An 8782-nucleotide genomic window follows, 5' to 3' on the forward strand; every position below is an offset into this window, starting at 1 on the left:
TGCTCCCGCATCACAGACATGACCACCCCCTAATCGAGATGCCAAGCCAGCAGGGGGAACCTCAGGGCGCTCGTTGTGGGGGTCACCGGCGTCACGCTGGCGCTGTGGGGTGCGGCGTGCGGGGAGACGAGTCCGGTGACGGTTCCCGAGACTCCCAGCGAGACGAGTGTGGCGGCGGCGCCTGAGGCGCCGGACGACGACCCGCCGGTGGCGGTTCCCGAGGCCCCGGCGAGACGGGTTCGGAGGCGACATCCGCGGTTCCAGGTGCCGAACTGCCGCGGCTGCCCGACAACCTGGCGCCGGCCGATTGGGCCAACCCGTACGCCGACTACACCGTCGAGCGTCTCTACGAGTTCCTGGCAGGTCACAAGCTGGCCCGGGGCATCGGCGAGAGCGTGGAGTACTCGAATCTGGGCTATGGCCTGCTGGGCCACGCTCTCGCTCTTCGAGAGGGGGTCGACTACGAGACGCTCATCGCGGGGCGGATCCTCGAACCGCTGGGGATGGCGGGCACCGCGGTCGAGTTGACGCAGCCGCTGCGGGAGCGTTTGGCCCCCGGGCACGACGAGGAACTCCGGCCGGTTCCCAGCTGGGACATCCCGGCTCTCGCCGGCGCGGGAGCCCTGCGTTCGACTGTCAACGATCTACTGATCTTTCTGGAAGCGAATCTCGGTTTGCGGCAGACGCCGCTACGCGAGGCGATGGCGCGTACCCACGTCCCGCAGGTCGCCGATCCGGGGCTGGGAATGGACATCGGGCTGGGGTGGGTAGTCGCCGACGACGGCGAGCGGCGGTTCGTGTGGCACAACGGCGCCACCGGCGGCTACAGCTCGTTCATCGGCTTCGATCCCGAGACACGCGAGGGGGTCGTCGTCCTGTCGAACTCGGTGATCAGCGTCGACGGCCTCGCCTACCGCCTGCTGACGCACGACTTCAACGGGTGAGCCGCCCGATGAATTCGCAGCCGCGCACTCCGACCAAGCGCGGCCATCCGGCCATCGCACGCGACGCGGAACTCGTTTCAGCTGGCGCGAAGCCTGGGGCGGTTGCCGGCGTCGCGGGTCGTCAGTCGTCCGGGGAGGTGCGCGTGGGTGGAGATAGCTCGCGCAGCAGGTCGGCGATCTCCTCGACAAAGAGTTCCTCGGCCGCCACGCGCATCACGAGTTCGTATACGCCGTTGTTGTGGGCCGCGGTTACGGAGGCTCCGTTGAGTTCGAGGAATACCGCGGTGGCGAGCCATCCCAGGCGCTTGTTGCCGTCGATGAGGGCGTGGTTGTTGACGACGGACTGCAACAACGCGGCTGCCTTGGTCCAGATGTCGGGATAGGCGTCGGAGCCGAAGGTGCTGGCTTGCGGGCGCGCCGCCGCGGCGGTGAGCAGTCCGAGGTCGCGGACCGGGGGTGGATCTCCGAGCAGGCGGCGGGCGAGTTCGATCAGGTCGTCGGCGTCGAGGAACTCGACAGGACCGGTCACTCTCCCAGACGCCGCAGCGCCTCGCCATGGCGGTGCATCACGTGCTCGGCCGCGGCGCCGACGCGGTCCTGATGATCGCGGCGCGCCACGAACTCGCGCACCGCGCGGCGGGCCGCCTCCTGCATCGACACGCCATCGAGGGCGGCGCGCTCGCGCAGGGCACGGCGCTCCTCATCGGTCAGCCGCAACGTCATTGCCACACCCATATGGTATCAGAGCGATACCGCAGATGCCCGACTGCGCCATGACGGCCCAGACTCGAGGACGCTGATCGCGAAGAATCCGGGGCACCCCACGGCTTGATTGATGGTTGGCAACGGTGAGCGTTCCTGAAGTCCGGTTCCCACCTTCCTTCGCAGACGCCACGTGCGGCTAGTGGGCACGTGCGGCCGCGCTACCTCGAGCGGCAGCGCTCTGACCTCGGAGTTCTGGGACGTCATGATGGCGCATGGACCACATGAGCTTCATGAGTGGAGCTGGGGTCCACGGAATCTCGACGCCAAAATGGCCCACACGCTGCGGAAATGGCAAGTCTAGAGAATTCAGTTATCACTGCTGCTATTGCGGCTGTTCAGGTATCGATTCCGACCGTTGATCTTCTTTGGACGACACCTCCGCAGCCTCGTCATGCCCCGGTCGCAGCACGATTCTCGAAGCCGGCGTTCACAGCGTCGGACACTATCGGAGTCGTGACCGCCAGCAGGACCATCGGTGCGATCAATTCGCTCCCGTAGAGGCGACCTTCTGTTTCCCCCCACCGGAACTGGCGCAACCGTTCTTGCTTCCCTTGTATTGCTCGCGCAGGCTGTCCCTGTCGACCTGTGGTGGGATTGCTGCTAGCGGTGGTTGGATTGCGCTGTCCTCCCTGGGTGTCGAGTCGCACTTCGTTCCTGATGCGAGCGAGCCACGCGTTGTCGGGGACCATCGCGACGTTGGGGCTGGTGGGGACCGCTCAAGCTAGACGTCGACGCGCGGTGGCGTGATCTCGTTTGCCCAGCCGCTGATGATCGACAGGTCTGGTACGCGCCGGGTGTAGTGCTCGTGGTGGCAGGACCGCAGCGCTGCCAGTGCCGGTTTGAGGGTCTCGACGAACGAGGGTCCGCCCCCGACGCAGGGGATGAAGGGGGCGGACCCGATCAGGTTGTCCATCTCGTCCGGGCGGGGTGGCGTTTCCCTGGTGGCCAGCCCGAGAGCCTGCTCTCTGGTTTCGTGGTCCCAGACGTTGAGTAGAACGTGCGCGCACACAGCGAGGGATATGGTCTCCCGGTCGGCGTCCGGGAAGGGATCGGGATAGTCCATTCCGCCGCCAAGGGGGGGCAGGCACCTTGGGATGCTTCCCAGCACGACCGAGGCGCGGTACACGATCTGCTCGAGGTCCCGCAGGGACAGCTCCTCGGTCCAGGCCGCGCCGGTCAGCATCTTGAGGGGGTCGGTGTCTTTCATCGTTGCGGCCAGGCCGATGGTCTCGGCGCGCTGGAGCATCCACCTTTCGCGCAGCCCCCCAGGCAGGATGTCGTCGCCGCTCAACGGCGGTAGGTCGATCCGGAAATCGATAAAGCGGTCGAGGTAGGCCCCGGCTTCGGGGCCCAGCCCGTACCTGTGGTCGGCTGCGGCGACGAGCGCCTTGTGGTTCACCACGAGCACGGTCGAGAGATTGCGGCACGCGGTGACGGCGCGCACGGCGTGCAGCATCTCCAACGCGTAATCCGGCGGGCAGCGGTCAAGGTCGTCGATCCATAGGACGACCCGGCCGGCGGCTTCTTCCACCAGTTCCCGCACGGCGCCAGCAAACTCGTTGAGGGTTCCACGCGGGTCGTCGCCGGCGCGCAACTCTTGCGCCAGGCGGACAGGTTCCGCGTAGGAGCGCGCCAGATCGAAGATCCGCGAGAGCCCGCCGTGGCGCTCCTCAGCATCTGCCGGGGTCAGACCGTGCGCCAAGGCCGCCGCGAGGTCGAATAGCGGTGCGCCCCCTAGCCGGCCCGCCGGGGCGGACACCTCGATGCACTTGCTGACGGCGCTCTGGCGCTCGCACTCCGCAGCTGCCATCCGGGCAAACGCTGACTTCCCCGAACCCCAAGGCCCCGCGAGCGCCCACACCGCCGGTGCCCGGCCAGCCACCAGCAGCTCGCAGAACCGACGCACGTCGTCTTCGCGCTCGAAGGCGTCGTTCTCGTACGGGTCTTCGGGCGGCGCGTGGAAGGTGTCCGGCCACGGCAAGCCCGCGAGATCTGCAGGCACCGGGGGCCAAGGCGCCGACGACACGCCGGCGCGCTTGCGGGCGGCGAGAGCCAACAGCGGCGTGGTGGCGGCAGCGACGAGCAGCCACACCAGCACGGCGACAAGCACACCGAACACCACACCTACCTGCAACGTGTGCTCCTCGAGGCGACCCAACGGCCCCCCATGCTCGTAGCTCGCGAGATAGATCAACGTGCCCGCTATGGCCAACGGTGGCGCGATGGTGAGCAACAGGGCTCGCACGCCATAACCCTCCCGCTCCGATGTGCCGACACCGCGATCCAACGCATCGCGCAGATGCTCCTGGCCAAGAACCACGACCACGCCGGAAGCGGCAAGAAGCGCCACGAGCCCCTGCAGCGCAGGAGCGCCGAACCCGGCCTCAGCGGCGCGGCCATAGGCGGCGCCCGCGGCGGCCGCGATCAGCGCTTGGGTAAGCCTCACTCCCCAGCCGATTGATGTGGAAGGCGGCTTGGTGCCGCGGTGAGGGCCGCGACGACCACGGGCCTGGATGCGCATGGGGAACCTCCCCGGGATCGGGCTGGGCGATGACGGAGCCGCCGACACGCTCAGGTCGCAGCCCGGAGGTGACGTGTGATAGGGACTAGTCGCTCGGTGGTGAGGACGGCGCGGATCTGTTCCGGCAGTGGCGCGAGCACCGGCTAGTCGAGCAGCCCGTGGGCGCGCAACCAGCGCTCCCACGGCGCCCGAATATGCGGCGACAGCACCAAGTTGGCCCAGAGGGCGACGACCTCGTCCACGTCGATGAACCACAGCACGTCGTCGGCGAGGCCCTCGGTCATTACCCGCTAGTAGGCGCGGCAGCGCTGACGGCGGTCCGCCAAGTCGTACTCATAGGGTGGCGACCAGGCGACGTGGGGGCAGGCGCACCACGCCGGCGGCCTTCGGGCGCGATCGATCCAACAGACCCTTGGGGATCTGCGCCGGCGGGCGTGTCACCATGAGCGTTGGCGACACCGTCGTCGGATGCGGGCCCCCAGGCGGGAACCACTCATCCTGGTCATGATCGGCGGCACCGGATCGGTCATGGGCCCAGAGTACCCGGAGGGCGCGACGAGAGACAGGGCCGACAACGGTAATCGGGCCGGCGGGCGCCAGCGCCGGCGGGGCGAGAACCCCGAGCCACTCCGCTCATGGCGCTGCATGCACAATCAGGGGATCGTGGGTAGTTCTATACCTACGTTTGGGCAGGTCAACTGCGGTACAAGCGTACCTGTTCGAGGACATTCCCAATCAAGAAGACGAGATTCCCCAGGGGTGCGGCGCGAACGGACAGAAGCTCCCGATCCGGGCGCACCGTGCGATCGCCGCGCTGATCGCCAACGGGTTCGTGAAGGTGATCGTCACCACGAACTTCGACCGGCTCCTGGAGGCGACGCTCACCGACGACAGGATCGACCCGACCATGGTGTCGGGCCCGAAGCACGCTTCTGGGACAGTGCCGATAGCGCACAGCCGCTGCACGATCGTGAAGATCCACGGGGACTACCTGTCCACCGAGCTCAGGAACACTGCCGAAGAACTGGCAAGAGGCGCCCGCGGCGAGGGCGTTGCGTGCATGCGGGCATCTGCATCCAGAGGCTGTCCTCGGCGGCGAGCGCCGCCGTCAGCAGCTGTCGCCGTCTCAGCATTTGGAGAAGTACCCCATGCGACCCACTCGGCATCACCGAACCCTGTCTGCACATGCAGATCCCCCAAGGCGACAGCGGCTGAGCAGTCCTGCGCATGGAACGCCTGCCCGAACTCCACCTGGAATTCGGCCCAGCCGGCGCAGCCGCTGGGCTCCTTCTCTGCACCGTACTACTGGTCGAGCCATCGTCTGACGAGGTGCTCGCGTCCGGCGAGCACCTCGCACTTGGCGGTCAGGCTCTGCCCGTCGCCGGTGAGCGCGAGCTGCTGTTGCGCCGTCTCGACGCCGAAGGGCTGCTGACCCGCAGCGGCGAGACCGAGATGGCGGCGGTCCGACTCGTGTGGGGGTCGTCACCGTCTTAGGCAGCGCCGCTCACAGGGACATCCGCCGCGTCTTCGATCAATGCGGCTTCGGGTTCGTGCTCGTCGAGGCTGACACAGCGGTGCAGGGTCCCGCCGCGCCCGCCGCAGCGTGCCCCCGGCCCGTGATCGCCGGCGTCGGCCACCAGCGCGACCGCAGCACCGCAGACGAGATGGCCCACACCAGCTTCGCTACCCCACCGCAGCCGCAGCGCGCATCGTGGAGATCGTCGAGTCAGCCGCGCACCACGTCGACGACGTCGCCCAGCGGCTGACCCGCGTCGCGGCTGCGGCCCATCGACAAGACCGCGTCCGCCTCGAGCGCGCCCGGGCTCGTCTGACGCTCGCAGCCCGACGACACATCGACGCCGCATCCGCCGCTGTGTCCGCCACCCACCGCAGGGTCCAAGTCCTCGAACCGGCCCGGGTGCTGCAGCGCGGATTGTCCATCACCCGTCGCGCCGACGGCGCGGTCGTGCGCTCCGTCCGCGACGCCCGCACCGGCGACGCGCTGCTGACCCAGATCGCCGACGGAACAATAGACAGCACCGTCACCTGAGCACACCACCGGAGCCCCCAGCGCCCTCCCTTGAGAGCAGACGCGCTGGCTACGATCCGCGAGATGGCTGCAGCCGATCCAGCCCCCGACCCGGATGGATCACTGCCGTGGTCGTTGCTGCCCGAGCCGCCGGGATTGACTGCTTTGGACGTGGCGATGCGAGAAATCAAGGAGACGACGCAAACTTCCATGAACATTTAAGAAAGCGTGCGACTGCTGGAATCGGTGTCAATGGGAATCCGCTACGTCGCGGACCGGATCGAGGCATATCTGCCCGAAGCCGAAAACACGCTGTCACAGTCACTGCACAGCCGCAGCGGCAAACCCTGCGGCTGCCGCGGCCGGTGCGGCTGCTGACCGGATGCTCGCCGGGCTGCGCCACCTAGCCGAAGCCTCGCGGCCTACGCCGCGACAGTCGACGATCCCGACATCGACGACCGCGCCGCCGAGCAGGAACTTCACAGCCCGCGCCGACGCGCCCGCCAGCCTGAGAGCACCAATCCAAGGAGCGCCGTGAGAGCCCGAAGATCCTTCAGGTCGTCGTACTCGCGCGCTCCCACCTCTGGGGCGCCGCCGGCGGCGAGCAGAGCTAGCGCCACAGGCCGCGCCGCCGGTGGATGCGACTCATCGGTGACGCCTACGGCCGAGCGATGCCATGCCGCCGGTCAGCTTCAACGAGACCCGCATAACCGACCTGATCGAGGAGTCGCTGCACGACAACAGCGGGCACCTCGACGTGTTCCGCATCGGCGACAACCTGGTGGTTCGAACCGACCTGGGCCAGCACTGGCGGCTGATCCCGGCCGGCCACACCGACACCGTGCCTCCCAGCAGCAGCGCCGAGGCCCGGATCGAGGGCGATGTGCTGTGGGGCGTCGACTCGGCCGACATGAAGGGCGGCTTGGCCGCCATGCAGGAGCTAGATCGTTGGTTCCAAGGGGTCAGTGGTCGTAGGCGAGGAGGCCGCGGGCGGGGCGGGGTTGTTGGGTTGTTTGGTTGTGCCAGACGACCGCGGTGAGGGCGAGGAGGCGTTGCAGGACCCGCGCCCAGACGCCGGCGGGGCTGCGGGCTCGGTGGCGTTCGAGGCCGAGTTGGTCCTTGAGGGCGCCGATGATGGATTCGATGATCTGGCGCAACGGCCGCAGGAACCGTTCGCCGGGTCGTGGGGGCTCTGTTCGGGTGGCGGGGCGGATGAGGGTGATGCCCTGCGCGGCGAGTTCCGCCTCGAAGGCGGCGCTGCGGTAGCCCTTGTCGGCGAGCAGGGTCTGGCCGGGCCGGGCGGGGCCGCCGCGGGCGATCATGCCCAAGCAGGTCTCGCGTTCGTCTGCTTTGGCGCCGGCGAGCGCGAAGGCGACGGGCAGCCCCGCCGGTGTGGCCAGCAGGTGCAGGCGCAGCCCCCAGAACCAGCGGGAACGGCTGGCGCTGTAGCCGTATTCGGCCCATCCCGCCAGGTCGGAGCGCTGCTGGGTGGCGCGGCTGCGCCCGCAGGGAACCGGCGTGGAGTCCACCAGCCACACGTCGTCGCACCAGGCCGGGCAGTCCCGGCCCAGCGCGCCGATGGCGTGCCGGAGCATCTCGGCGCTGCGGCGCAGCCGCTTGTTGTAGCCCGCATGACCGGGAAGGTAGGGGAACCAGGCCCGCAGGTTCGCCCGGGCCCAGCGCACGAACCGCCGCTCGGAGTCGAACCCCAACAACACCGACAAGACCGCTGAGGCCACCAACTCCGCATCGGACAGCTTCGGGGCGATCCCCACCGCCGGCCGCTCAGGCGCCCAGTCGGGGTGCGCCACCAACAAATCATCGACCGTCACGTAAAGTGCCACCACGAGGGTGTCCAAGTCTGGGTTCTTGCCAAGGCCCTCCAGGATCGGGGGCAGTTTCGCCTCCCAATCTTGGACTCCCTCAACCCTCCGACCGCGGACCCACCCCTTGGAACCAACCATCTAGGGGCTGTGGCGTGAACCCGGACTGCTGCACCGCAGCAACACTCCTGCTCGGGGCCTACTTGTGTTCGCTCGGAGAGCAGGTGGCGTTGGCCCGTACAACGTGATGAGGACACCACGAGGCGGCGCGCCTATCATTTTCGCTCCGACCTTGTCCCACGCTCTATCCGTACAACGTGATGAGGACACCACGAGGCGGCGCGCGGCTAATCGATCAGACGGCTGGCTACGCGGTCGCGGCAGCTAGCCGGCCTCTGCGTCGAGGCCGAGCGCCGAAGCGACGGTCTTGATGGTGCGCTCGTCGCGCAGCTTGCAGACGATGAGTCGTGAGGAAAGAGCCCCTTCTGCCAGATTTCCTGGTCGACGGGCCGCGTGTCCGCCAGCCGCTCCACCGGCACGACCATGTCGGTTACCTCCGGATCGTCCGAGGCCGCCGCCTTCCTCCGGGCCGCGTCCAGGCCCGGCTGTTCGGTATGTTTGGGCATAGCCGATGATATGTAGATGTTTTCAGGGTTGTTTCCTTGCGGGGTGGGGGTAGTGTGGCGGGGTGTTAGGGTGT

The 8782-nt window shown here is 68.1% G+C and carries 12 protein-coding genes; 5 read left to right on the forward strand and 7 right to left on the reverse strand.

Translation table 11 applies throughout. From position 1 onward, the window contains the following. Positions 1–293 precede the first annotated feature (293 nt). Positions 294–944, forward strand: a complete 651-nt coding sequence (locus OXG55_16540; protein MCY4104845.1) for a serine hydrolase — start codon at positions 294–296, stop codon at positions 942–944. 121 nt (positions 945–1065) lie between these two features. Here OXG55_16540 and OXG55_16545 read toward each other — a convergent pair whose 3' ends face one another. The 5 genes from OXG55_16545 to OXG55_16565 all read right to left on the reverse strand — a co-directional run bounded on the left by OXG55_16545 (position 1066) and on the right by OXG55_16565 (position 5196). Continuing rightward, a complete protein-coding gene (locus OXG55_16545) occupies positions 1066–1473 on the reverse strand; it encodes a type II toxin-antitoxin system death-on-curing family toxin (protein ID MCY4104846.1) in 408 nt (135 codons plus the stop codon). Continuing rightward, complete coding sequence (locus tag OXG55_16550; protein ID MCY4104847.1) at positions 1470–1673, reverse strand: hypothetical protein; 204 nt, start codon at positions 1671–1673, stop codon at positions 1470–1472. Before OXG55_16550 ends, OXG55_16545 begins: the two co-directional genes overlap by 4 nt. 757 nt (positions 1674–2430) lie before the next feature. After that, positions 2431–4230 carry a P-loop NTPase fold protein gene (locus OXG55_16555; GenBank protein MCY4104848.1) on the reverse strand — a complete coding sequence of 600 codons (1800 nt, stop codon included), beginning with the start codon at positions 4228–4230 and terminating at the stop codon, positions 2431–2433. 143 nt (positions 4231–4373) lie between these two features. Beyond that, positions 4374–4514, reverse strand: a complete 141-nt coding sequence (locus OXG55_16560) for a hypothetical protein (protein MCY4104849.1) — start codon at positions 4512–4514, stop codon at positions 4374–4376. Positions 4515–4965: 451 nt separating this feature from the next. After that, positions 4966–5196: a hypothetical protein gene (locus tag OXG55_16565; protein ID MCY4104850.1), complete on the reverse strand. Its 231-nt coding sequence runs from the start codon at positions 5194–5196 to the stop codon at positions 4966–4968. Positions 5197–5457: 261 nt separating this feature from the next. Here OXG55_16565 and OXG55_16570 point away from each other — a divergent pair, with 261 nt between their 5' ends. Next, positions 5458–5724 (forward strand): hypothetical protein, encoded by a 267-nt coding sequence (locus OXG55_16570; protein ID MCY4104851.1) that lies wholly within the window; start codon positions 5458–5460, stop codon positions 5722–5724. Here the strand turns inward: OXG55_16570 and OXG55_16575 are convergent. Continuing rightward, the gene (locus OXG55_16575) at positions 5721–5903 is read right to left on the reverse strand and encodes a hypothetical protein (protein MCY4104852.1); all 183 of its coding nucleotides are present in this window, start codon (positions 5901–5903) and stop codon (positions 5721–5723) included. The two genes, OXG55_16570 and OXG55_16575, sit on opposite strands and share 4 nt — an antisense overlap. A 38-nt stretch (positions 5904–5941) precedes the next feature. On the opposite strand from OXG55_16575, the gene OXG55_16580 reads away from it, so the two are divergent. From OXG55_16580 to OXG55_16590, 3 genes are all read left to right on the forward strand, one after another. After that, entirely contained in the window at positions 5942–6280 is a 339-nt protein-coding gene (locus OXG55_16580) for a hypothetical protein (GenBank protein ID MCY4104853.1), read from the forward strand. A 63-nt stretch (positions 6281–6343) separates the two neighbouring features. After that, positions 6344–6481, forward strand: a complete 138-nt coding sequence (locus OXG55_16585) for a hypothetical protein (protein MCY4104854.1) — start codon at positions 6344–6346, stop codon at positions 6479–6481. Between the two features lie 454 nt (positions 6482–6935). Beyond that, positions 6936–7298: a M20/M25/M40 family metallo-hydrolase gene (locus OXG55_16590; protein ID MCY4104855.1), complete on the forward strand. Its 363-nt coding sequence runs from the start codon at positions 6936–6938 to the stop codon at positions 7296–7298. On the opposite strand, the gene OXG55_16595 is transcribed toward OXG55_16590, so the two are convergent. Beyond that, positions 7222–8118: an IS982 family transposase gene (locus tag OXG55_16595; protein MCY4104856.1), complete on the reverse strand. Its 897-nt coding sequence runs from the start codon at positions 8116–8118 to the stop codon at positions 7222–7224. The genes OXG55_16590 and OXG55_16595 overlap by 77 nt on opposite strands. Positions 8119–8782 lie beyond the last annotated feature (664 nt).

The sequence above is a fragment of the bacterium genome (assembly GCA_026708055.1).
GTDB lineage: Bacteria > Actinomycetota > Acidimicrobiia > Acidimicrobiales > CATQHL01 > VXNF01.